A 22,483-nucleotide genomic window follows, 5' to 3' on the forward strand; every position below is an offset into this window, starting at 1 on the left:
CTTATCCCAGTCTTATCCTAGTCTTATCCTAGTGGCTGGTTGTCGGTTCGCCAGAGGGCGACGACGCTGGAGCGCGCCAGCCGGCCATCCGGAAAGGTGGACCCCCCTTTTTCGCCCGGGTGTTGAATGCCGACAAAGAGCGTTTTTTTATCATGGCTCCAGGTCAGGCCCGTGATTTCACAGCCTTTGGGTCCCACCATAAAACGACGGATGTCACCCGTTTTGGGGTCGGCCACCAGCATCTGGTTGTTGCCCATGCCGGCAAAATCTCCCTGATTACTGGTTTTGCCATCGGTCTGAATCCAAAGTTGGCCCTGGGTGTCGAACTGCAACCCATCCGGGGCGTTAAAAAGGTTGCCCGAATGAATGTTGGGCGAGCCTGTGTTTAAGCCCTTCTCGTAGACATCTGGGTTGCCTGCCATCACGAACAGGTTCCAGTGAAATCGATTTGAGCCATGATCCTGGTCGGCAGGCAGCCAGCGGATGATTTGGCCGTATTGGTTGGCCGCACGGGGATTGGGTCCGCCGACAGGCTGAGGGTCGCCGCCTTGGTTGGGCTTTACCCCTCGGTTTTTATTGTTGGTCAAGGCACAGTAAGCTTGAGGCTGATGCGGGTGAACAGCCACCCATTCAGGGCGATCCATGGTGGTCGCATGGACGCTTGAGGCCGCCTGTCGGGTATGGATACAAATTTCCGCCTGACTCATTCCGGTTGTCGCGGGGGTCAACGCACGCCATTCACCTGAACCATCTTCATGGAATTTTGCGGCATACAGTGTGCCGTTGTTCATCAGGTCATCCGTATCCGCACCGGGTTCGTAGGCATTGTCAGAGACATACCGGTACAAGAACTCTCCCCTTTCATCATCTCCCAAATAGATGACGATCTGGCCGTTTTGGGCCAATGTCACTTCGGCATTTTCGTGTTTGAATCGGCCCAGTGCCGTGCGTTTTTTGGGCTTTGCATCGGGTTGGGTGGGATCAATCTCGACCACGTAGCCGGATCGATTGGGTTCATTGGGGTTTTTTGCCAGATCAAACCGTTCATCGAAATGTCCCCAGGCATAGCCTCGATCCTGGTGGGAAAGCCCGTAGCGTTTCAAGGCATCGGGCACGACCCAGTGCGGATCGCTGGCGGAATAAAACCCATTAAAATTTTCTTCGCAGGTCAGGTAGGTGCCCCAGGGCGTGCGACCACTGCCACAGTTGGCCCAGGTGCCATAAGCTTCAATGCCTTTGGGGTCCTGTTGGGTTTTCATTAACGGGTGCCCTCTCGCGGGGCCCGTGATTTCGATGGGGGTGTGTGCGGTGATTTTACGATTAAAGGGTGAATCCACGACCCGTTGCCACCCCTGTTCGCTCGCTTCAATTTCAACGATGCTGACACCGACCGCTTTTTGCGCCTTGATCACATCGTCTTGATCCATCGGCAGGTGATTGGGGCGATTGCGATAAAAGGAAGCAAAGTTAATGTATTCATTGTTGATGGCGAGCAGTTGCCTGCCCTGATGAACAAACGATTCCATGCCATCATTATTGTCACCAAACGCAAAGGCCTGAGAGTGTGCAGACGTTAACCGGTCCGGGTCAAAGCGCTCTCCTTGTGACCACAGCGGGTCGCCCCAGCTTAAAAGCGTTTTCCACTGATAACCGTGGGGAAGCGTAATGGTGTCCTCCGTATTGGCGGCCACTGGCTCAAATTCAAACGCCTGTCTGGTGTTCGCTTGAGATGGCTTTCCTTCGGGCGCTGACTCGGCCAGTGCCGAACGAGCAAACAGACCCGTTCCCAGTAACATGGCAGACCCTTTGAAAAAATCTCGTCGCGTGACCGCTTTCGCCATGATGGTTTCAAATTCGACTTCGGCGGGAGCGGGACGAATGTACTCGTCGAATTCATCGCAACTCAAGGTGGAAAAAAACTGAGACGGATGGGGCTTATTATTTGACATGGCAGGCCTGTTGTGTGTTTTTTTGGGCATTATCAAAAAAATCCCTCAGTGGCGCATGACATTTTCATGACAGTGCGTCAGAGACGGTGATCGAGCGCTCGCGGGCTTGGAAGGTCTTGCGGTTTGCAACTGAGTCATTCACGGGCTTTTTCTGTGAACGCCCATGCCGTCGCCTGAGAGACTGGAGTGAAATAGGAACCCAAACACGTAGGCCGGCGCTTCGCGCTATAATGGAAACTGGGTTAAGAATGAATGAGGTGGCTTTGAAACGGTCATATAAACCAATGCCCTGGGTTGTGCTGCTGGCAGGGTTGGTACTGCCCCTTTTGCTGGCGCTGATTGGGTTTCAGTTGTTTGGTCAGCAGGCCTGGCCCAATTTGCCCCTGCACGCTTTACTGGAAGGCGCGGGGGCGCTGATCAATGTCTCTCTGGGCGTTTATCTGGCCTCTCTGGTCAAGGCGCAGCAGCTGGAAAGACGTTTTTTGTGGCCCGCCTCCGGGTTTCTGGCGATGGCGGTCATTGGCGGCTTTCACGGCAGTGTGATGCCGGGAAACACCTTTGTGGGACTGCACAGTGTCGGGGTGCTGGTCGGGGGCTTTTTGTTCAGCATCATGGCATGGCCTGCGGCGTTTCATCAGCAGGCCTGGTTAAAACACCTGCCCTGGTTTGGATTTCTGCTGGGCTGGTTGATCAGTGCCAGCCTTTTGCTGGCAGGGCATCTTTATCCTTCCATGTTGGCGGTGGAGGGGCGCTTCAGTGAGGCTGCCATGTTGATGAACTCGCTGGGTGCACTGGGCTTTTTTATGGCCACGGTTTATCTGGCAGGGTGTCGTCAGCGCTCGCCAGCTTATCTGATGATGGCGATTATGACATTGTTGTTTTCGGCGTCGGCGGTTCTGTTTGAATATTCGGTGCTCTGGGATTCCACCTGGTGGTTGTGGCATATCCTTCGGTTTCTGGCCCTCAGTCTGTTATTGGGGTATTTTCTTGTCTGGTTTCATCGGCTGGCGGAAAAGACGCGCTTCCAGGCCAGAGAACTGCAATCACTGGCCTATTACGATTCTCTGACAAAGTTACCAAACCGTACGCTGTTTCTGCAGTTTCTGGACAATGCGCTGGTCGAAGCCAGACGCGAAGGCCACCGGCTGGCACTGTTGTTTATTGATCTGGATCGTTTCAAACAGGTTAATGATTCATTGGGGCATGATGTGGGGGATCAGTTGCTTTCGCAGGTCGCACAACGTTTGTCCGCAAGCCTGCGTCAGGCCGACCTGGTGGCTCGGATGGGCGGCGACGAGTTTACCGTGATTCTGCACGGGCATCAGACGCAAGCCTCGGTTGAAACCGTGGCCCACCACCTTTTGCAGACCATTGTGCCGCCTTACCAGGTGGGTGAGCACGTGATGGACATCGGCGCCAGCCTGGGCATCGCTTTTTACCCTGATGACGCGCAAAAATTGACGGATTTGATGCGGATGGCGGACCAGGCAATGTATCGTGCCAAAACGGCAGGCGGAAATACGTTTTGTTTTTATCAACCTGAAGCCGCGGTGGCCCAAGCATGATCGAGCTGCGCCATTTGAAAACCTTGGTGAGTTTGGCCAGAACGCACTCGGTCAAACTCAGTGCCGCTGAATTGTCGATGACCCAGTCGGCGCTGTCGCATCAGCTGAAAACGCTGGAAGACCATTTGGGACAGCGCCTGTTTGAGCGTAAGACCCAGCCATTGGTCTGGACCCGGGCCGGACAGACGCTGTTGCAATTGGCCGAGGAAGTCCTACCGCGTGTGGCCAAAGCGGAACAGACCCTGGCGGCCTTGCACACAGGTGAAGCCGGACGTTTGTACATCGGGGTGGATTGCCACACGTGTTTTGATTGGCTGTTGCCGCTTTTGAGCGATTATCAGACGCGCTGGCCCAGTGTGGATCTGGATGTACGTTCGGCCCTGGGCGATGCGCCGATTCAGGCGTTGTTGAATCGTCAGGTGGATTTGTTGATCACCTCGGATCCGGTCAATTGTTCTGAAAACGCCGGGTCGTCCCGTGCGCTTCGGTTTGTGCCTCTCTTTGAATATGAGCTGGTGGTCTGTTTATCACCGGACCACCCTTTGGCCGGGCATGACTGGCTGACGCCGCAGGCTCTGGCGCAAACCACGTTGATTACGTATCCGGCCCCGACCTGGAAGCTGGATGTGTTCAGCCGTTTTCTGTTGCCGGCCAAAGTCCAGCCGTCCTCGGTGCGTTACAGTGAGCTGACGCTGATGATGTTGCAACAGGTCGATGCCGGGCGAGGGGTCTGTGTGTTGCCGCGCTGGTTGCTGGCAGAACAGACGGCCTTCTCGCATCTGGTTTTGCGACCTTTGTCCGCGACTGGGCTCTGGTCCAAATTGTATGCCGGGGTGGCAGCCGATCAGGCTGACCAGCCTTTTGTGATCGATTTCATCGAACGGGCGGCGGATACCATGCAACCGGAAGCGCCTTCACCTTGAGCCGCTTGCCTTTTTCATAAACCTGCTCAAAACGCGTATGATGAAAGGGTTTCATAGCAAAGGAGCTCGCGATGTCCCGTTTGGTTTCACTCTTTCTCTCCCTGGCGTTCTTTTTGGGGACTGCCTTCACGACGATGGTTCAGGCCGAACCCCAGAACAATGATCGGGCTTTGGCCGGGGTCGATCAGGCGACGGTTCTGTTCGATATTACCCTGTCGGATCCGGCTATGCTGTCGGCGCAGATGAATGTGATCCGAGAGACGTATCGAGATCTGGAGGCCAATGGTCTGACCCCAAAAATGGTGTTGGCGTTTCATGGCCGCAATGTGCATTTCCTGACCCGACATCTGGATACGGTACCGCTGGAAGACCTGGCTCAGGTGGAAACGTTTAATGACAACCTGAGTCAACTCATAGCGCTTGAGGGGGTGCGGGTAGAAGCCTGCGCCATAGCGATCCGTTTGTTTGGCGCGGACCGTGAGGCCATGCGCGAAGGGGTGCAGGTGGTTGGCAATACGTATATCTCTAACATGGGTTACGACAAACAGGGGTATACGGTCATTGGGGTGCGTTAGTCACGGATAGAACAAAGGTCGGCCCTATCGGTTGAATGCATGGTTGTTAAAATGTGGCAATTTGCATACAATTGTATTTTTATGGTTTGAAGCAGAGGATTTGTCATGAGTGTATCGATTCGCATTGATGATGCGTTTTATCAGGAAGCGAAGTCTCAGGCCAAAGCCGAACTCAGATCGATTCCAAATCAAGTCGAGTACTGGGCTCGAATTGGAAAGATCGCTTTGGAAAACCCGGAATTATCCATTGAAGCCATTCAGGCCCTTTTGGTGGCCAGACACCAGGAGGCTGAGCCCTTTGAATTCAGAGAGGGGGTATGACGGGCCCGACAAAGGTCCAGGTCTTCCAGAAACCGGCGTTTAAGCGTGTTTATAAAAAATTGCATCGCAATCAGTTGAAGGCGGTTAATAAAGCGATTCAGATGGTGGTCGAGTCCCCAGAGTTGGGGGCTGAGAAAAAAGGCGATCTAACAGGCGTTTACGTCTACAAATTTGACTGCGTCAATCAACAGTATTTACTGGCGTATGAATGGGATGAGGATTCTCGAACGTTGCTTTTGCTGGGTGTTCATGAAAACTTTTATCGTCGACTGAAAGATTGACGACCGACTTAGCGGAGTTGGTTTGGCGCAGGCAGGTTGGGTCGTGTCAGAATGGACCAATAGAGTCGGAGCAACCAGGCAAAGGCTAGAATCCACAAGGCGGCGCTGAGCGTCCACCAAATCAAAGTGTGTTGTGGCCAGAGCCCGGGCAAACCAACACGTACCAGCGCGGCGAAGGCAATGAAAACAAACACGGCGCTTAAAAACCTGGGCGGTTCGAATACATTGCGCTGGGTATGACCCAGGCTGATGCGGGCGATGATGGCCGTGCACAACAGGCCGATGCCCCCAACCGTCATGCTGTGCAGCGCCAGTGAAGTCAGCGCGGGTTGACAGGGTGTGAACGCATAGAGGCCAAGGCCCAGAGTGATGAACGCGTAGGCCAGGTGCAGCGGCCAGAGCAGTGGTTGCGAGATGATCCCTGGATGAAACCAGTGTAAGCCCCGCTTCAGAAATACGATAAAGGCACTGAGCGCAATCACACTGGTCACCCAGTGGTCAGGCCAGAAGGTGAGGCTGGGCCAGAGGCCCAAAAAGCTGACTAAGGCACCACGGTCCAGCCCACGCCGTTCGGCAAAAGGCGCTAAATGAAGACTGCGTTCGGTGAAAAACGGCAATAATCGGCGCAGCATGGTCAGATTGATCGCCAGCACCAGAAAAAGCCCGGCCAGCAGCCAGTCATGTGCGGTCAGTCCCCAGACTTCTTTTGAGGGCGAGCATTCGGCCCAATAAAAGCCGGCTTGGACGCCCGCCAGCAAGACAAATTTGCTGGCCAGCCCAGCCTGTGCGGTCAGTTTTTTGCGCCAGATTGGCCAGACAAACAACGCAACCAACCCCAGGTTGAACGCCAGGTCAAACCCCACTAACCAAATCAATGGCGCGCCGCTGACCCAGCCAATACGCGCCAGTGCCCACAGCAGAAATACAAATGCCAAAGCCCCGCCGCTGGCGGTGGTCATGCGCGACCAGTTAAGCACCGCCGTGAGCAGAAATCCAGCGACGGTGGCCAGTGCATAGCCAAAGACCATTTCATGCCCATGGGCCAGAGCGTTGTTCAAACCATGTTGGGTTTCCCCGTTCATGGCCACAAGCCAGGCGGCCATGGCCAGGATGCTCACCAGCATTGCACCCATAAAAAACGGGCGAAAAGCCCGTTCCCAAAAGAAATGGCGCGGGCTGATGACAGAAAGCAGACGGTAGGGCATGGTGAACTCGTTGATTTTCCTCAAAAAGGGTATGGTTGCAACCTGTTTCAGCTCGGTTACACTTTTTCTCAGATTCTACGGGGATGCCCGGCACTTGTCATGCATTCCCGGTGATTCCATCCAAATCGATTGAACAGAGTTGGAACCAACCAATCAAAGGGGACGTCTATGACCCAGTCAACGGAGACAGGGAAATTATTACGTCACTGGCAGCAAACCCTGGGACTTTCAGCGCCGCAGTGGACGGAAGCGCTGATCAGTGTCCTGGGCGTGGCGTTGGCAGTCAGCGTGCTTTCGTGGGGTATGTCAGTCTGGTATCCAAATGACTGGCCCTGGTTGCTGATCGCATCTTTGGGGGCCAGCAGCATCATCGTGTTTGCTTCGCCACATGCTCCTATGGCTCAGCCGTGGTCCCTGATCATGGGACAGTTATTGTCCGGTCTCAGCGGATTGGCCAGCTGGCACTGGTTTCAGGATCCTGTCTGGGCCGTTCCCGTGGGAGTAACCGGTGCGATTCTGGCGATGTTGATTTTTCAATGTCGTCATGCTCCGGGCGGGGCCACAGCGATGTATTTTGCCTCCGGCGCACCAGTGGTACAAAGCTTGGACTGGGCGTTGATTTGGGGGTATTTATTACCAGGCCTGGTGGTGTTGGCGTTGCTGGGCGTGCTTTATAATGCGCCGTTTCGGTGGCGGCGCTATCCGTTGATTTGGGGGCAAAAAGCCCTTGAGGCGCAAACGCGTCCCTGTGACTCGGACAGGCTGTCGGACAGAGATAAAGCGTGGGCTCAACAGGAGTTGACCCATGAAGATCTGGTCTACGCGCAGTCACGCTTGCGGCATTATTTTGAAATGAATGAAGCCGAGTTTATGGCGTTGTACCGGTTAGCCAGGACGCACCACCGACAAGGCAAAGACAAACCGGTGGGCACAGAAGACACTGACCCGGATTGAAACGGGTCAGTGGTGACAAATGGCTTAGTGTTGTACGTTGGCCAGGTAGTTGTCCATGATGTAAAGCGCCTGGCCGGGTTCGCCGTTGAAGCCGAGGACGTTGGCTTTGTCGAGGATCTTGTCGAATAGGACTTCTTCCTCGTGTTGCTCGGCAATGAACCATTCGATGAAGTTGAAGGTGGTGTAGTCTTCGGCTTCGAAGGATTGCTTGGCGATGTTTTTGATCATGGCCGTCACTTTCAGCTCGTGGTCATGGGCGGCTTTGATCGCCTCCATCAGATTGTCAAAGTCAGCCGGTGCTTTGGGGATCTGATCGATGGTGATGGGGACACTGCACTCGGCCATGTAATCAAAAATCTTATCCATGTGAGTGCGCTCTTCCATGCTGTGTTCACGGAAAAACTTGGCCGCGCCTTCCAACCCCTGGCGTTCGCTCCAGGCGCTCAGTTGCAGGTACACATTGGACGCATAGAATTCAGCATTGACCTGATCGTTGAGCAGTTGGGCAATATTTGCTTGAATCATGGAACCTCCTGATACAGTTAAGAATACGGCTAACCAGTTCAGTATAGAAACCCCCGCGGACAGGGTCAAGCGGCTGTGATAAGATGCCCTTTTATCGCTTTTCAGGGGCACCGTTTGCGCGTATCCGAGCCAGTTTCCACATCCCAATCCCCGTTCCGGTTCAGTGTTCGCCAATGGCTGGGCATGGCGGCTTTGTTTGTCAGCCTGACTGCTTTGGGGGTGCTGTCGGTGTACTGGCAGGTGGAAGGGGTTCGCTGGCAATGGGACAATGCGTTGCTGGCGCCGGGTTTTCTGGTATCGGCATTGTTGTTGTTGATGGTTTATTTTACCGCCGATGGCCTTCGTTTGTGGTGCACCCTCAAAGCACTGGGTTATCCCATTCGGGCACGTGATATGACTCAGTTGGTGTTTCTCAATATTTTTGTTTCCAACATTACGCCGTTGGCGACCGGTGGCGGGGTCGCGCAGGTCTGGTTTCTGCGTCGGCATCAGGTCCCCGTCGGCAAAGCTCTGACCGCAACCACCATTCGTACGGTGCTCGCCATTCTGATGATCTTTACCGCTGCGCCCATTCTGTGGAGCCTGTTGCCGGAACTGGGCGGCTCGGCGCGGAACCTGATTCAAACCGGGCTTTGGCTGACGATTGCGGTGTATGCGCTGGGCTTTGCGCTGGTGCTGTTGAAAACCGACTGGCTGATCCGGGCGCTGCTGGCACTGTTGGCCGGGTTGTGTCGGGTGCGTTTGTTGTCGAGGGCGCGTTTTGGGTACTTAAAGCGCCACTGGATTCGTGAAATGCGCCGTTTCAGTCGCGGGTTCCGGCATTATTTTGCCGGGGGCTGGTTGTGGGTCACCGCCTCCATTGTGAGCACAGCGGTCTTTTTATTGGCGTTGTTTTCGTTTCCCGCGCTGATATTTTGGGCGTTGGGCTATGATCTGTCTTACTGGTTCAGTCTGGCCAAAATGGTGGTCACCACCTTTATTATGTATTTTTCACCCACGCCGGGCGGTTCGGGCATTGCCGAGGGGGTGTTCGGGCGGTTTTTCGCCCCGGATCTGCTCACTGCACATCTGGTGTTGGCCGTGGTGGTCTGGCGTGCGCTGACCATTTATCTGGGAATGTTGGTGGGACTAGGGGTGACGGTGCATTGGCTGAAAGCGCCCATGACTGAGCCCAAGGAGCAAACCTGAGATGCACCGATTGAGCCGAAAACGACTGTTTGTGCTGTTGATTGCAATCATTGCGATTATTTTAGGGTACCGACTGTATCTGGTGTTTTTTGAAACCGATTTCCAATCGGTGCATGGGGGCCAGTTGCAGGCGATTGAGGCGCAACTGAAAGATCAGTCGGCCTATCAGTTTGCCGTGGTGGGCAACATCAATAATTCAGTTGGCCTGTTTGAGCGAAAGATGATCCCTCGGCTCAACGCTGATGTGGCCGCATTTGTGGTCTCGGCGGGTAATGCGGTGAGCAGCGGCGGTGAGGACAAATACCGGGCACTGTATCGGTCGCTGGCGCATTTAAACAAACCTTACTTGCTGACGGTGGGACCGCATGAGACCGAGGCATTGGGCGCGGTGCATTTTTACCGTCATTTCGGGCCTTTCTTTTACACCCTGTCTCAGGGCAATCAGTTTTTTGCGTTTCTGGACGCGACCAGTGAGGAAACCTATGACTTTCAGTTGCAGTGGCTGGAAAAGCGGCTGAAAAAGACTGAGGCGGCGAATCGCTTTGTGTTTGTCAGTCGCCCCATCTGGGATGTGGGCGAGGAGCCACCTGTTGATTTCGACGATCAGTATCTGGCGCGTGATCCGGCGTCCAACGCATTCCGCCAGCGTCTGATTGCCTTGTTTGAACGTTATGAGGTGGATGCGGTGTTTTCGTCGAATCTGCATTTGTTCGATCAGCGTACTCACAATGGCGTGCGTTACGTCACCACCGGCGGCGCCGGTGGACTGGTGATCAATGACGAAACCAGTTATTACCATTACGTCACTGTGTCCGTCCAGGGCGAGCAGATTCACGTCCGGGAGCAACGGCTCGACATCGGTCAACACCCGGTGATGAAGCATCTGGAGAGCCTGTGGTTTTTTGTGCATTCGTTGTTTTATGTGGGGCACCTGAATTTTCTGCTGATCATGGCGGTGCTGATTATGATTGCGATCAAGCTTTACGGTGCCGTGTTTGAAGGCAAAAACTATTACCCCAATTACGACCTGGATCCGAGTCCATTTCTGGATCGCTCATTGCGGGTGAGCATGGTCACCAACAATTACCTGCCGTTTGTGGGCGGGGTGCCGATTTCGATTGCCCGGCTGGCTCGGGGGCTGGTGCATCAGTCGCATCAGGTCGAGGTGCTCGCGCCGGACTACGCGACTGAGGCGCAGGCCCGTCAGGATAAGGCACTGCCCGAGGGGTTGTCGGTGGTTCGTCTGCCTGCCTGGTTGAAGACCAGCGCAGAGCGACCGTTTCGCCTGGCCAATCCGTTTTCAAAACGTCTGAAACACGCACTCAAACGGTTTTCGCCCGACCTGGTGCATGTGCATCACCCCTTCTGGCTGGGGCGCATGGGGCTTTTTTGGGGGCGACGTCTGGGTGTGCCGGTGGTGTTGACCTATCACACCCGCCTGGAACATTACGCGCATTTCGTGCCTTTGCCCGGTCCGTTGTTTCGCAATGTGATTGTGCACGGTGCGATTCGCCGTTTTGCCAACCGCTGTGATGCGGTGATTGTGCCCACCGCTTCGGCCGAAGAGTATTTGCGTTTGATTGGCGTGCGCCGCCCTATTTATGTGCATCCGACCGGCATTGAGTATGACGCGTTTCAAGCAGAGGACAGTGCCGGAGTGGAGGCATTGCGCCAGCGCTGGGGGCTGGCGGCGGACGAAACCGTTCTGGTCTCGGTGGCTCGCTTGAGCCCGGAGAAGAATTTTGAGTTCATGCTGCAGGCCCTGGCGGCGCTGAAAAAGCGAACGCAGCAGCGGTTTCGCTGTCTGATTGTGGGAGATGGCCCATCGCGCCCGACCCTTGAGACGCAGATCGACGCGCTCGGGTTAAGTCAGACTGTGCAGTTGGTCGGAAAGATTGCGCCCGAAGAAATGCCCGCGCTTTATCAGCTGGGGGATCTGTTTGTGTTTGCTTCGCGTTCGGAAACACAGGGCATGGTGATTCTGGAAGCCATGGCCGGTGGTTTGCCGGTGGTGGCGGTGCGTGCCAGTGGCATTGACGATGTGATTGAACAGAATCAGACAGGGATCAAAACCCCTGAAAACTACCAGGCCTGGTCAAAAGCAGTGCAAAGTCTCCTGGAAAACCCCAAACGACGCCATGCCATGCGCAAAGCCGCTCAGGCGTTTGCGCGAGACTTTGACATTGATCCCTACGCACGGCGGGTGCATCGGACCTATGCTGAAGTCCTGGCGCAATATGAACTGACGCATGCATCCGGCGCAACACGGGCGCGCAGAAAGGACTCGTAAATGCAGAGGGTTTTGAGTAAAGTGAAGGCTTGTTTCTGGAAAACGGACTTTCAATGATCGTTGCTGACCACCCCTTGTTTGAACACCCTTCGATCCGCAGTTTTCTGCAGGCGTTTGAGTACTCGATGATGACCTTTGTGGTCACCGGAACCGAAGACGAGCCGGTGCCCTATCCCTTTTTGTATGTCAATCAGCGCTTCAAAGAGCAGACAGGGTACAGTGAGGCCGAACTGAAGGGGCAAAGCCCCAAACTGCTTCAAGGTCCGAAAACCAGCCCGGAAGTGCTGGCGGAGCTGGATCAGAAGGTTCGGCGTCAGGAAACCTTTATCGGTCAGACCATCAATTATCGCAAAGACGGCTCGGAATACATCGTGCGCTGGAGCATCAACCCGATTCTGGACGATCAGCAGGCGGTGGTGGGGTACATTTCCTGTCAGATGGAGGTGAATGAACGGCTGGAAGATCAGGAGCAGGCCTTTTTTCTGGCCGAAGCCATTAATCAGACCGCGGATGCAGCGTTGATCACGGATCTGAAGGGTCAGATCATGTATGCCAACCATGCCTTTACGCGTTTGACCGGTTATTCGCTGGACGAAATCAAGGGCCGTAATACCCGAATGTTCAAGTCCGGTAAAATGCCGGAGTCGTTTTACCGCGATATGTGGGAGGCTCTGCTGAAAAATCAGTCGTTCAAAGGCATTTTTCTGAACCGCCACAAAGACGGCCATGCGTTTTTTGAGCAGAAGACGATCACCCCGATTGTGGATGAATACAATCATCCGATGTATTTTCTCGCCATTTCCAAGGACTCGTCCGAGGTGATCGAAAAAACCCATCATCTGGAATACAAAGCTTATCACGATGCCCTGACCGGGCTGTTTAACCGCTCCAAGTTTGATGAACTGATGGTGGCCAAACTGCGTCACTTCGAAGACGAGGGGCATCAGTTCAGTCTGATTCTGGGGGATCTGGATGATTTTAAAGTGTTGAATGATTCCTACGGGCATGATGTCGGGGACGAGGTTCTGAAACAGGTGGCAGAGGTGTTTCGCCGCTCCCTGCGTAAAGATGATGTGGTGATTCGCTGGGGGGGCGAAGAGTTCTGTGTGTTGATTGACTCAGATCTGAGCAGCACTGAGTTTGTGGCACAGTTGTTGAAGGACCGCATTGCTGAGCTCAAACTGGATGCGTTGCCGGACATTAATCTGACCATGAGTTTTGGGGTGGCGCAGACGCAGGTGGGCGACGACCCGGAAAGTCTCTTCAAGCGGGCAGATCAGGCCGTTTATGCCGCCAAACAGGCGGGAAAAAATCAGGTTAAGGCGTCGTCTTAGTCCATTGTGCTTTGCGCTCCGGGTACTGCCTGATCGAGTTCTGCATGCCCTGAATGTCAAATCCGTCGATCTGTTCGGATAATTCGCGGGCAAAGGTTTCAATGGCCATGACGCGATGGGTTTGCCCCACCTTGCTCAGGGCTTGAGCAAAGCGTTTCATGTGATCAATGCTCTGGCTGTCCCGGACGCGCAGAAATTTCGGTTCAAGCTGCTCCAGGGCCTGGGCCAGTTCTGCCTGCTTGGCCGGATCCAGATCAATGGTCTCCGTCGAAGCCTTTTCATGATCGGGCTGATCGTCCGTTTGGGCGGCGGCAAAAGGCAAGTACTCGGCCAGGGTTTGCATCAGGTCGCGTCGCATCACAGGCTTGCGCAGCGCATCATCGAAATACTCGCGCTGGGTTTCATCCAGCTGGTTATTGAGCACCGAGGCGGTCAGGGCAATGATGGGCAGTTCGGGATGCTTCTGTTTGATTTGCTTGGCGGCTTCATAGCCATTCATCACCGGCATGGCGATGTCCATCAGTATGAGGTCAGGATGTGCCGAGGCCACCTGATCCACTGCCTCCTGGCCGTTGGCGGCTTCCAACACGGTGATGGGCGTGTGATAGAAGTTTTGCACGATTAAGTCGCGGTTGTTGGCAATGTCATCCACCACCAGCAGCGTCGCCGGTGCAAAGGCCTCACCGTTTTCAGGGGGCTGATTGCCGCTCGGCGACGGGGGGGCCGGGCCGCTGACGGCGGGAATATCAACCTGCGGTAATTCGATGATAAAACGGCTGCCCCGGCCCGGCTCGCTCTCCACGTCGATGTGTCCCCCCATCATGCTGACCAGACGCTGGGTAATGGACAGTCCCAGTCCGGTGCCGCCATAGGTTTGCGTGTCCTGTCCGCTTTGCTGGGTGAAGACGTCAAAAATCTTTTCTTTCTGATCGGGGGCAATGCCCATGCCGGTGTCTGTGACCTCGATGCGCAGGGTGACCTGGCTGCTCGTGGGCGCATGGTTAGACATGACTTTGAGCGTAATCGAGCCCTGCTCGGTAAACTTGAGCGCATTGCCGAGCAGGTTAAACAGAATCTGGCGGATGCGCACTTCATCCAGCAATAAGCTGGTTGGCAATTCGGGCGCCAGAGTGACTTCAAACGCCAATCCTTTCTTCTCAATGTTGAGGCGAAACATTTCACCAATGTCTTGAAACAACTGGGTCGGGTTGACTGGTTTGCGCTGCAGGGCCATTTTCCCTGCCTCGATTTTGGACAGGTCCAAAATGTCATTGATCAGCATTAGCAGGGTGTTGCCGGCATTCTGGATGGTGTGCACAAATCGTTTCAAGCGTGGGGTGGTGACTTGGGCTTCCAGTAATTCGGTGAAGCCGAGGATGGCGTTCATCGGGGTGCGGATTTCATGACTCATATTGGCGAGAAACTGTGATTTGGCCTGATTCGCGTCCATGGCATCTTGTTTGGCCTGGTTGAGCGCCTGCTCCATCTGTACCCGTTCGCTGATGTCGAGCAGGATGGTCAGAATCGCCGGTTGCTGATTGTACTGAAGGTTCATCATGGACGTCAGCATGTGGCGAGGCGTTGAGTCTTTGGTCTCAAGGGACCTGAATGGCACTTCGACCTGATTGACCTGTCCTTCACGGGCAAGCTCGGCTTTCAAATTGTCGAATTGGTCCTGTCGTTCGAAAAACCGGGTCAGGTTCATGCGCCGATGGTCTGACGCGTGAAGGTTGTAGTGGGTTTGGGCGTGGCAGTTGGCGTGGAGAATCGTGCCGTTCTGGTCCGTGACCAGCACCAGCAATGGCATGGCGTCGATCATGTCTTGCAGTTGCGTTTCACTTTGATGCAATTGCTCCTGAGCGGCTTTGCGCCGACGGATTTCGCTGGCCATCTTGCGGTTCCAGAACACAATGAGGAGCAGTAGCAGCACAAAACCAAGGGAGAGTTTAAGTAGGGTCCAGTAATCAAACTGCTGCAGATAATTGACTTGGGTCCACTGGTCATGAATTGCCTGGCGGTGCTGTTGTTTGAGTAAAGGCAATGCCTGGCTCAGTATACGATACAGCTCGGGGTAAGCCTGATGCACATATAGACCGTGTTGGTAAGACTGGTCGGTTTTGCCCACGATGTTGAGGGTGGTTAGCTGTTGGCGTTCGATCCAGTAGCTGGCCTGCGCCAAAGGCACCACAGCCGCATCCACCTGATTGGTGGCCAAGGCCTGCAGAGCCGCTTGGGTGGTCGGAAAGCCTTCAAATGCCAGGGTCGGATAGCGTTTTTTGAAGCGCTGGGTACTGTGCAACGGTTGCATCAATGCAATGCGCTGACCACTGAGGTTTTGCAGATCACTGATGAACGCGGACTCATTGTCGGTGACCACCACCAGTGGCGTTTGCAAAAGTGGGGGCAGAGGGCGGTAGGCTGGACTGACGGTGCTGCAGGGTTGTTCGGCACTGATCAAAGCGGGAGTGTTAGCGGATGGGTTGACGTCGATCGTCAGATTGAGGGCGTCTTGCAGCAGGGTAATGTATTCGGCGACGATGCCTTGATACCCATGAGAAGCCATGGCCTCAACAGGTAAATGATCACGTAAGGTTTTCAGAGACAATAAAGGTGTGTTTTGCAGCCACTCTTTATCCGGCGCGGACAGGGAGAGTCGGTCTAATAAACTCTGTGCTTCGGCGAACCGATTACGGCCCAGCCATTTTTGCGTCAAAGCCTGCTTTTCCTGGGGGGTCAGGGCTTCAAGCCCCTGATTCAAAAGCGCCACCAGCTCTGGCGCGTCTTTGCGGACCATAAAGTGCAGAGGCTGGCTGCCTTTGCGACTGGCATCAAACGGTTCAATGCGTTGAATGCCCAGTTGTGACAGCTTGAAATTCAGAACCGTGTAGTTGGCAAATAACAGTTCGGCTTTGTTTTCCAGCACTCGGTCAATGGCCTCGTCCAGTGTGGCCGTCAGCACCAGTTTGAGGTTGGGGTATTCGGATCTGAGAAAAGGCAAATGCACATAGTCGCGCGGAATCGCCAGCCTCAGGTTTTGACTTTGTTTGAGGTCATCGATGGCCAGGGAATGGGGTTTGAAAAAATAGGTGAGTGTTCGGTGATAGGGCTGGGTGAAGCGGGCAAATGTTTTTCTTTGCTCTGAGGGCGCAGCCGAAGAGAGGACATCCACCTGTTTGTCCTTCAGTTTTTGGATGGCCTGGTGCCACGGCATGGACGAAAACTCAAAGCGCAGACCGAGCTTGCGACCCAGCGTTTGTAGTAGGTCTTTGGAAAAGCCTTCGGGTTGACCGTCTTCATCCAGGTAGTCAAATGGAGCCCAGTCCTGATCGGCGGCGACACGAATCACCGGATGTTGCTGGCGCCAGTGTTCCTGTGCCGGGCTCAGTGTTACGGTCTGAGTGCTGCGAGAACGATCAAACCATTTTTGTCGCAGTTGTTGCATTCGCTCTGTCGGAATGCCGGCCAGTGCTTTTTGCACAATGGAAAACAGTTCGGGAAAATCTTTGTGGATGGCAATCGCCGTTTCCGTGCGTCGTCCCTCAAGCTTGTTGATGATCCGAAGGTTCGTCAGAAAATGGCGTTCAATTAGGTAACTGGCCACAGCCAGATTGCCGATGTAGGCATCGGCCTGGCCAAACGAGACGGCTTCGAGTGCTTGCTGGTTGGAATCGGTCAAATGCAATTTCAGATCGGGGTGCGTCTCGACCAGCCATTCGTGCAGGTAAGAGCCGGTGTTGATGGCCACGGTCTCGGTGGTAAAGTCCTCCAGGGTGTTTACCTGGTTTGGGTTGTCTGCCATGAAAATGGCCAGCGGCATGGATGCGTAGGGGGCGGTAAAGAAAAAATCCGCTTGGCGCTGTGGGGTTGGCACCACGCTGGAGAGACCATGCAGACGGCCCGATTTGCCTTTTCGGGCTTCGTTCAGGGTGGTTTGCCAGACATCGGGCTTGACCTGAATGCGCAGCCCGGTCTGTTCGGCAATGAGTGCCAGCAGATCCGCGGCCATGCCTTGGTGTTTGCCTTCGGCATCTTCAAATTCGTATGGGGGCCAGTTGTGATCGGCGCCCAATGTGATCGTGGGGTGTTGTTTTAACCAGGCCTGTTCCTGATCCGTCAGGTCCAGAGCCTGAGCCGGAATCAGATGGAGCGCAAGCCAGAGACCTGCCAGAAAAGACGTCCAGCGCATCAGGTGTTTCACCCTTCGCGTTCGTAAAGTTCATGCGGACCGGGCGGCTGTTTGTAGCGCTCTAGAATGGCAGAGAATTCATCCTGATGCTGGTTGAAAATGTCGACCAGTTTGGGTTCAAACTGTCTGCCGCGTTGTTCGTTGATGTAGGTCACCACCTCCTCCATCGGCCAGGCTGGTTTGTAATGGCGACGGTTGGCCAAGGCATCAAACACATCGGCCAGGGCCACGATGCGGGCATAAGGGTGGATGGTCTCCCCTTTGAGTTGATTGGGGTAACCCCGCCCATCCCAGCGTTCATGGTGTTGTAGGGCAATGATGGCCGAAGCTTTCATCAAGGATCGATCGGAAAAGCTCATCATTTCATAGGCCAGTGTGGTGTGGTGTTTGACCGTGGTGAATTCGGCTTCGGTCAGTTTGCCCGGTTTGTTGAGAATCTCGGTCGGGATTTTGATTTTGCCGATGTCGTGCATGGGGGCGGCATGAAACAAGGTGTCTTCGTCTTCTTCCGACATGCTCGGGTCGTAGCTGGCCAGCAGGCGGGAAAATTCGGCCACCCGGCGAATGTGCTGGCCGGTTTCGTCCGAGGTGGTTTCCATGAGTTCGGCCAGCAGAAAGATCATTTCTTTTTGGTTTTCTTCCAGTTCGGTGGCAAACCGTTGTGTCCGATGGGTCAGGTGTTGTTTGAGGGTTAGGTTGTTCTGTTTGAGCAGCTTTTTGGCGTGTGATAGTTCCAGGTGATTGCGTACGCGGGCGATCAATTCCTCGCCGTTGAAGGGTTTGGTGACGTAATCCACGGCGCCCAGCTCAAACCCTCTGGAAATGGCATCAATGTCGACCTTGGCGGTCAGAAAGATCACCGGGATGTCCTGCGTTTGCGGGTCTTGCTTGAGTTGCTCGCAGACCTCAAACCCGCTTAGGCCCGGCATCATGATGTCAAGCAGAATCAAATCAAAAGGGTTGCTCTGAACCAGTGAGAGCGCTTGCTGGCCATCGGTGGCGAACGAGAAATCGTAGCCTTCTTCTTTGAGCAGGTTCATCACCACTTCAATGTTATCGGTGACGTCATCGACGACGAGAATGTGGGTTTGGTAGTCCATAAACAACTCAGTGGTTAGGCGATGAAGCGGAAACAATCTGACCAATCTGGCCGAGAATGCGATTGATTTTGGCCCGGTCCGGACGAAGATTGCGTGGGTAGTCAGCCGGGCTGCCATCGCTTAAGGCACCGGCACAGGTCAGGCGCAAAAGAGCTGGATCGGTTTGTTCCCCTTTCAGGTAAAGGTGAATCAGATCCATGGTGGGCGGTGGGAAATCATCGCCGCCCATTGCAAGTCGAACCTTGCCCAGACTGGCCAGTAGCAGCGGAGGGTTGAGTTGGGCAACTTCTTCCTGGTCGATGCCAAGACGCGCGATTTTAAAGCGGTCAGGGGCCAGTATGGTAACGCGTTCGCTGAGGTGTTTTTTTTCCAAACGACAGTGGGGGTCGTAACGTTCAAAATGCTGGCGGGTGGTGAACCGGCCGTACTGGATGAAAGTGCGTGTGGTGCCGGGGGCAAACGAGATCGGCTGGTTGATGACGAGACGATCTCCTGGCTGAATATCCAGTGAGTGGGCGGCGGACAGGTGCGTACAGCCACCGAGGCTAACCCACAGTCCAAGCATGAATCCGCTGGCGATGATGGCGCGCAATGATGCTGGCACGGTCCCTCCTCGTGCGACGTAACCACTGTGTTATAATATAGTATTTTACTATACGTTATTCTACCGTTTTTTGACAGCACCTGAATCTCACAGGTTCCGGCGCTGCACACGCCATTGAACAAAGTCGGGCAGTGAGGGAGATGCATGGATTCAGCCATGACCAATTATGATGTGATTGTGGTCGGCGGCGGGCACGCCGGAACCGAGGCCGCGCTGGCTTCGGCGCGCACCGGTGCCAAGACGCTGTTGCTGACCCAGAACATTGACACCCTGGGGCAGATGTCCTGCAATCCGGCCATTGGTGGCATTGGCAAAGGTCACCTGGTGAAAGAGATCGATGCGCTGGGCGGTGCCATGGCTGAGGCCATTGATGAGGCTGGTATTCAGTTTCGCACGCTCAATGCCTCCAAGGGTCCGGCTGTGCGGGCCACCCGCGCTCAGGCCGATCGCAGTCTGTATCGTCAGGCCATTCGCACACGCCTTGAGAATCAGGTGAACCTCACGTTGTTTCAGCAGTCCGTGGACGACGTTCTGATCGAAGCGGATGAGGTCATCGGCGTGGTGACGCAGATGGGGCTGCATTTCCATGCCCGGCAGGTGGTGCTGACCGCAGGCACTTTTTTGGCCGGGCGCATTCACATCGGCTTGCAGAATTATGAAGGCGGGCGTGCGGGCGATGCCCCGGCCAATCGCCTGGCCAGTCGCATGCGTGAGCTGGGGTTGCCGGTCGGTCGCCTGAAAACCGGGACGCCACCCCGCATTGATGCGCGCAGTGTGGATTTTGAAGCCATGCAGCCTCAACCCGGCGATGACCCTTTGCCCGTGTTCTCCTTTATGGGGCGGGCCGAACAACATCCGCGTCAGATCCCCTGTTACATTACCTACACCAACGAGGCGACGCATGAGGTGATCCGCGGGGCTCTCAATCAGTCCCCGATGTACAGTGATGACGGCGAAATTGACAGCGTCGGCCCGCGCTACTGCCCGTCGATTGAAGACAAGGTCATGCGTTTTGCCGAACGCGACCGTCATCAGATTTTTATCGAGCCGGAAGGGTTGAATTCGACCGAACTCTATCCCAACGGGATTTCCACCAGCTTGCCGTTTGAAGCGCAGGTGGACCTGATTCACACGATTAAAGGAATGGAGAATGCCCGGATCATGCGCCCGGGCTATGCGATTGAATACGACTATTTTGATCCGCGCGGGCTCAAGCCGTCGCTGGAATCGCAACACCTGTCCGGCCTGTTTCTCGCCGGGCAGATCAACGGCACCACCGGCTATGAGGAAGCCGGCGCGCAAGGTCTGCTCGCCGGTTTGAACGCGGCACGACGGTCGCGACAGCAAACCCCGTGGTATCCGCGACGAGATGAAGCCTACATCGGCGTGATGGTGGATGATCTGATTACGCTCGGCACCTCTGAGCCCTATCGAATGTTTACCTCGCGCGCCGAGTACCGTCTGATGTTGCGCGAAGACAATGCCGACCAGCGACTGACGCCAATCGGCCGTGAGCTGGGGTTGGTGTCCGACGAGCGTTGGCTGGCATTTGAGACGAAGCTGGAGGCGTTGGAATCGGAATTGGCGCGCCTCAAGCAGGCCTGGCTGTACCCGCAGCACCCTGAGGCCAGGGAAGCGGAAGCCCTGATGGGGTTGCCATTGAGCAAGGAGCAGACGCTTTTTGACCTGCTCAAGCGCCCCAAGGTCGGGTATCGGGCCTTGGCGCAACTTTCTGCGTTCGGCACGCCGTTGACGGACCCGCAGGTGGTAGAACAGGTTGAAATTGAAGCCAAATACGCCGGCTATATCAAGCGTCAGCAGGAAGACATCGATAAGATGAAGCGCTCGGATGCCGTGGTGATTCCGCCGGATTTGGATTTGGATGCGGTTTCGGGACTGTCGAACGAAGTGAAGCAGAAGCTGCGGGAGCATCGACCCGAAACCCTGGGCATGGCCAGCCGCATTGCCGGGGTGACGCCGGCGGCGATTTCATTGTTGCTGGTCGCGATCAAGAAGTGGCGCCAGTCGTCTGTGAGGCAGGCAAGCTGATGACTGAGACGCAGGCTCAGTCCGCTTTGCAGGCGGCGTTCGCAGAACTGGGGCTGGCTGAAAATCACCAGGCCTGGTCAAAACTGGTTCAGTATTGGCAATTGTTGCAAAAGTGGAACCAAGCGATTAATCTTACCGCCATTCGGGACCCGCATGAGATGTTGATCAAACACCTGTTTGATAGCTTGAGCGTGGCGCCGGTGATGACTTGGAATCGCTTGCTGGATGTGGGAACGGGCGCCGGTTTTCCGGGGCTGGTGCTGGCCATTTTGGCGCCGGAAAAATCCGTGGCTCTGATTGACAGCAACAGCAAAAAAACCCGTTTTTTGATGCAAGCCGTTCATGCGCTGCAACTGACGAATGTTGAGGTGGTGCACGAGCGGGTGGAAGCCCATCGTCCGGCTGTGCCTTACGATGCGATCGTCTCACGCGCCTTTGCCTCCCTGTCGGATTTTTTGACGTTGACCCGGCATCTGCTCAGTGAAGACGGTTACTGGTGGGCGATGAAAGCCCAGCAGGCCGAAGCCGAGCTGGCGCAACTGCCGGCCTTTGCGCGGTTGATCCGGTGCCACCCTTTGCAGGTCCCGCAATTGTCAGCGCAACGCCGTGTGATTCAGCTGGCACCGATCCATTCCAATGAGAAGGAGCAGGCATGAGCCGAATGTTCGCCATTGCCAACCAGAAAGGCGGTGTCGGCAAAACCACCACCGCAGTGAATCTGGCCGCTGCGTTCGCGCGACTGGGCAAGCGTGTGTTGCTGATCGATCTGGATCCGCAGGGCAACGCTACCGTGGCCATCGGGGTGGAAAAGGATGAGTTGGAGGCCTCCGCGTACGATTTGCTGGTGGGTGATGCCAAGGCGCGTTCGGTCATTTTGGCCACCGAGGTCGAAAACCTCGATCTCATCGGTGCCAACGGAGATTTAACGGCGGCGGAAGTGGCGCTGATCGAAGAGTCCAAAGGCCCGAAGCGCTTGCGCAAAGGATTGAAAAAGATTCGTGATGACTATGACGTGATCATCGCGGACTGCCCGCCGACGCTGAACATGCTGACACTGAACGGTCTGGTGGCGGCCGATGGCATTTTGGTACCGGTGCAATGCGAGTACTTTGCTCTGGAAGGGTTGTCCGCACTGATCGATACCATTGAAGCGGTGCAAAGCGACCTGAACCCCGATTTGTATTTGGATGGATTGTTGCGAACCATGTACGATCGGCGCAACAATCTGGCCAATGACGTGTCCAGCGAACTGGTGGCACACTTTGGTATGCAGGTGTTGCAGACCATTGTGCCGCGCAATGTCCGCTTGGCCGAAGCGCCCAGTCACGGCGAATCGATTCTGGATTACGATGCCGGCTCCAACGGGGCCGTGGCCTATCTGGCGCTGGCCAATGAACTCAAGCGTAAAACCCGATTGTAAATTTAGGATAAGTC

General features: G+C 55.1%; 18 protein-coding genes. 12 read left to right on the forward strand and 6 right to left on the reverse strand.

Annotated elements, in window-relative coordinates; translation table 11 throughout:
* Nucleotides 1-23: 23 nt before the first annotated feature.
* Nucleotides 24-1,949 carry a PhoX family phosphatase gene (locus tag AVO41_RS00695; RefSeq protein WP_068583160.1) on the reverse strand — a complete coding sequence of 642 codons (1,926 nt, stop codon included), beginning with the start codon at nt 1,947-1,949 and terminating at the stop codon, nt 24-26.
* A 263-nt stretch (nt 1,950-2,212) separates the two neighbouring features.
* Between AVO41_RS00695 and AVO41_RS00700 the strand changes: the two genes are divergently transcribed.
* The 5 genes from AVO41_RS00700 to AVO41_RS00720 all read left to right on the forward strand — a co-directional run bounded on the left by AVO41_RS00700 (nt 2,213) and on the right by AVO41_RS00720 (nt 5,614).
* Entirely contained in the window at nt 2,213-3,514 is a 1,302-nt protein-coding gene (locus AVO41_RS00700; RefSeq protein WP_235584620.1) for a GGDEF domain-containing protein, read from the forward strand.
* Entirely contained in the window at nt 3,511-4,437 is a 927-nt protein-coding gene (locus AVO41_RS00705) for a LysR family transcriptional regulator (protein WP_068581121.1), read from the forward strand. The genes AVO41_RS00700 and AVO41_RS00705 overlap by 4 nt, the downstream gene beginning before the upstream one ends.
* Before the next feature lie 71 nt (nt 4,438-4,508).
* On the forward strand, nt 4,509-5,012 hold the full coding sequence (locus AVO41_RS00710) for a DsrE family protein (protein ID WP_068581124.1): 504 nt from the start codon (nt 4,509-4,511) through the stop codon (nt 5,010-5,012).
* Nucleotides 5,013-5,117: 105 nt separating this feature from the next.
* Nucleotides 5,118-5,333, forward strand: coding sequence for a hypothetical protein (locus AVO41_RS00715; protein ID WP_068581126.1), 216 nt, complete (start codon nt 5,118-5,120; stop codon nt 5,331-5,333).
* A complete protein-coding gene (locus AVO41_RS00720) occupies nt 5,330-5,614 on the forward strand; it encodes a type II toxin-antitoxin system RelE/ParE family toxin (RefSeq protein WP_068581129.1) in 285 nt (94 codons plus the stop codon). The genes AVO41_RS00715 and AVO41_RS00720 overlap by 4 nt, the downstream gene beginning before the upstream one ends.
* 8 nt (nt 5,615-5,622) lie before the next feature.
* On the opposite strand, the gene AVO41_RS00725 is transcribed toward AVO41_RS00720, so the two are convergent.
* Nucleotides 5,623-6,819, reverse strand: coding sequence for an NnrS family protein (locus AVO41_RS00725; RefSeq protein ID WP_068581131.1), 1,197 nt, complete (start codon nt 6,817-6,819; stop codon nt 5,623-5,625).
* Between the two features lie 168 nt (nt 6,820-6,987).
* On the opposite strand from AVO41_RS00725, the gene AVO41_RS00730 reads away from it, so the two are divergent.
* Entirely contained in the window at nt 6,988-7,773 is a 786-nt protein-coding gene (locus AVO41_RS00730) for an HPP family protein (RefSeq protein ID WP_068581134.1), read from the forward strand.
* 24 nt (nt 7,774-7,797) lie between these two features.
* Here the strand turns inward: AVO41_RS00730 and AVO41_RS00735 are convergent, their stop codons facing one another.
* Nucleotides 7,798-8,298, reverse strand: a complete 501-nt coding sequence (locus tag AVO41_RS00735; protein ID WP_068581137.1) for a ferritin — start codon at nt 8,296-8,298, stop codon at nt 7,798-7,800.
* A 114-nt stretch (nt 8,299-8,412) separates the two neighbouring features.
* Between AVO41_RS00735 and AVO41_RS00740 the strand changes: the two genes are divergently transcribed.
* From AVO41_RS00740 to AVO41_RS00750, 3 genes are read left to right on the forward strand one after another with little or no spacing between them, the layout of a single operon-like run.
* The gene (locus tag AVO41_RS00740) at nt 8,413-9,486 is read left to right on the forward strand and encodes a flippase-like domain-containing protein (RefSeq protein ID WP_201022816.1); all 1,074 of its coding nucleotides are present in this window, start codon (nt 8,413-8,415) and stop codon (nt 9,484-9,486) included.
* Between the two features lies 1 nt (nt 9,487).
* On the forward strand, nt 9,488-11,776 hold the full coding sequence (locus AVO41_RS00745) for a glycosyltransferase (RefSeq protein WP_068581142.1): 2,289 nt from the start codon (nt 9,488-9,490) through the stop codon (nt 11,774-11,776).
* A 53-nt stretch (nt 11,777-11,829) separates the two neighbouring features.
* Complete coding sequence (locus AVO41_RS00750) at nt 11,830-13,110, forward strand: diguanylate cyclase (protein ID WP_068581145.1); 1,281 nt, start codon at nt 11,830-11,832, stop codon at nt 13,108-13,110.
* On the opposite strand, the gene AVO41_RS00755 is transcribed toward AVO41_RS00750, so the two are convergent.
* Genes AVO41_RS00755 through AVO41_RS00765 form a run of 3 tightly spaced genes read right to left on the reverse strand, consistent with a single transcriptional unit; the run spans nt 13,094 to nt 19,000 of the window.
* Nucleotides 13,094-17,296, reverse strand: coding sequence for a transporter substrate-binding domain-containing protein (locus AVO41_RS00755; RefSeq protein ID WP_153003444.1), 4,203 nt, complete (start codon nt 17,294-17,296; stop codon nt 13,094-13,096). The genes AVO41_RS00750 and AVO41_RS00755 overlap by 17 nt on opposite strands.
* 8 nt (nt 17,297-17,304) lie before the next feature.
* Nucleotides 17,305-18,396, reverse strand: a complete 1,092-nt coding sequence (locus AVO41_RS00760; protein WP_068581151.1) for a two-component system response regulator — start codon at nt 18,394-18,396, stop codon at nt 17,305-17,307.
* Nucleotides 18,397-18,403: 7 nt separating this feature from the next.
* Nucleotides 18,404-19,000, reverse strand: coding sequence for a hypothetical protein (locus tag AVO41_RS00765; protein WP_068581154.1), 597 nt, complete (start codon nt 18,998-19,000; stop codon nt 18,404-18,406).
* A 144-nt stretch (nt 19,001-19,144) separates the two neighbouring features.
* On the opposite strand from AVO41_RS00765, the gene mnmG reads away from it, so the two are divergent.
* Genes mnmG through AVO41_RS00780 form a run of 3 tightly spaced genes read left to right on the forward strand, consistent with a single transcriptional unit; the run spans nt 19,145 to nt 22,469 of the window.
* Nucleotides 19,145-21,049: a tRNA uridine-5-carboxymethylaminomethyl(34) synthesis enzyme MnmG gene (gene mnmG / locus AVO41_RS00770; protein ID WP_153003445.1), complete on the forward strand. Its 1,905-nt coding sequence runs from the start codon at nt 19,145-19,147 to the stop codon at nt 21,047-21,049.
* Nucleotides 21,049-21,705, forward strand: coding sequence for a 16S rRNA (guanine(527)-N(7))-methyltransferase RsmG (rsmG, locus tag AVO41_RS00775; protein WP_068581157.1), 657 nt, complete (start codon nt 21,049-21,051; stop codon nt 21,703-21,705). Before mnmG ends, rsmG begins: the two co-directional genes overlap by 1 nt.
* Entirely contained in the window at nt 21,702-22,469 is a 768-nt protein-coding gene (locus AVO41_RS00780; protein ID WP_068581160.1) for a ParA family protein, read from the forward strand. The genes rsmG and AVO41_RS00780 overlap by 4 nt, the downstream gene beginning before the upstream one ends.
* Nucleotides 22,470-22,483: the final 14 nt, after the last annotated feature.

The organism is Thiomicrospira sp. WB1 (assembly GCF_001507535.1).
Lineage (GTDB): Bacteria > Pseudomonadota > Gammaproteobacteria > Thiomicrospirales > Thiomicrospiraceae > Hydrogenovibrio.

Coding starts and splice junctions, on each gene's coding strand:
- AVO41_RS00725 (WP_068581131.1), bottom strand. CDS start 6,819: ATGCCCTACCGTCTGCTTTCTGTCATCAGCCCGCGCCATTTCTTTTGG.
- rsmG (WP_068581157.1), top strand. CDS start 21,049: ATGACTGAGACGCAGGCTCAGTCCGCTTTGCAGGCGGCGTTCGCAGAA.
- AVO41_RS00695 (WP_068583160.1), bottom strand. CDS start 1,949: ATGTCAAATAATAAGCCCCATCCGTCTCAGTTTTTTTCCACCTTGAGT.
- AVO41_RS00750 (WP_068581145.1), top strand. CDS start 11,830: ATGATCGTTGCTGACCACCCCTTGTTTGAACACCCTTCGATCCGCAGT.
- AVO41_RS00730 (WP_068581134.1), top strand. CDS start 6,988: ATGACCCAGTCAACGGAGACAGGGAAATTATTACGTCACTGGCAGCAA.
- AVO41_RS00705 (WP_068581121.1), top strand. CDS start 3,511: ATGATCGAGCTGCGCCATTTGAAAACCTTGGTGAGTTTGGCCAGAACG.
- AVO41_RS00760 (WP_068581151.1), bottom strand. CDS start 18,396: ATGGACTACCAAACCCACATTCTCGTCGTCGATGACGTCACCGATAAC.
- AVO41_RS00715 (WP_068581126.1), top strand. CDS start 5,118: ATGAGTGTATCGATTCGCATTGATGATGCGTTTTATCAGGAAGCGAAG.
- AVO41_RS00780 (WP_068581160.1), top strand. CDS start 21,702: ATGAGCCGAATGTTCGCCATTGCCAACCAGAAAGGCGGTGTCGGCAAA.
- AVO41_RS00745 (WP_068581142.1), top strand. CDS start 9,488: ATGCACCGATTGAGCCGAAAACGACTGTTTGTGCTGTTGATTGCAATC.
- AVO41_RS00720 (WP_068581129.1), top strand. CDS start 5,330: ATGACGGGCCCGACAAAGGTCCAGGTCTTCCAGAAACCGGCGTTTAAG.
- mnmG (WP_153003445.1), top strand. CDS start 19,145: ATGGATTCAGCCATGACCAATTATGATGTGATTGTGGTCGGCGGCGGG.
- AVO41_RS00735 (WP_068581137.1), bottom strand. CDS start 8,298: ATGATTCAAGCAAATATTGCCCAACTGCTCAACGATCAGGTCAATGCT.
- AVO41_RS00710 (WP_068581124.1), top strand. CDS start 4,509: ATGTCCCGTTTGGTTTCACTCTTTCTCTCCCTGGCGTTCTTTTTGGGG.
- AVO41_RS00755 (WP_153003444.1), bottom strand. CDS start 17,296: ATGCGCTGGACGTCTTTTCTGGCAGGTCTCTGGCTTGCGCTCCATCTG.